Here is a 696-nt window from a genome sequence, read left to right on the forward strand (position 1 = left end):
GCCAAAGGTGATGTGCTTCAGGTGAGTGGCGAGAAGAGTCGTGTACATGGCCTTGCTGAGAAAATCGGTTTTATCTCGATCCACAGCCAAATGGCCGACTTATTGGCGTTCTGTAGCTTCTTTATTCTTGGCATTATGTTTGGCCTAGTGACCATGACATTTGGTCAAGTATCGTTTAGCTTAGGTAATGCAGTAGGCCTTTTGCTGTCAGGTATTACACTAGGCTTCCTTAGAGCCAACCACCCTACTTTCGGCTACGTACCGCAAGGCGCGTTAAACATGGTCAAAGATCTTGGTGTAATGTTCTTTATGGTCGGTATCGGTTTGAGTGCTGGTGGCAAGATGTTCGAGCACTTGACTCAAGTTGGCCCACAGGTGATCGGCCTTGCGTTTATTGTTAGTGTCGTGCCTGTTGTGCTTGCTTACCTAGTTGGCGCATACATTTTGAAGATGAACCGCGCATTGCTATTCGGGGCGGTCATTGGCGCACGTACTTGTGCACCAGCGATGGATGTCGTAAACGAATACGCGAAATCGACTATCCCTGCTCTTGGCTATGCGGGTACTTATGCGATAGCCAACATCCTAATGACACTAGCTGGTACGATTTTGATAATTTTGAGTTAACCGGTTTGAGTTTGATGAAACGGCTCAATCATCAAGTACAAAAAAGGCGCTCAATGAGCGCCTTTTGCA

At 47.0% G+C, this 696-nt stretch carries 1 pseudogene; it reads left to right on the top strand.

What is annotated here, in order from left to right:
• Nucleotides 1-627 (top strand): annotated as a pseudogene (locus R7Z49_RS25180) (transporter); the annotation flags it as partial.
• Between the last annotated feature and the right edge of the window lie 69 nt (nt 628-696).

It is taken from the genome of Vibrio sp. 1562 (genome assembly GCF_033340155.1).
In the GTDB taxonomy this organism is placed as follows: Bacteria; Pseudomonadota; Gammaproteobacteria; order Enterobacterales; family Vibrionaceae; genus Vibrio; species Vibrio alginolyticus.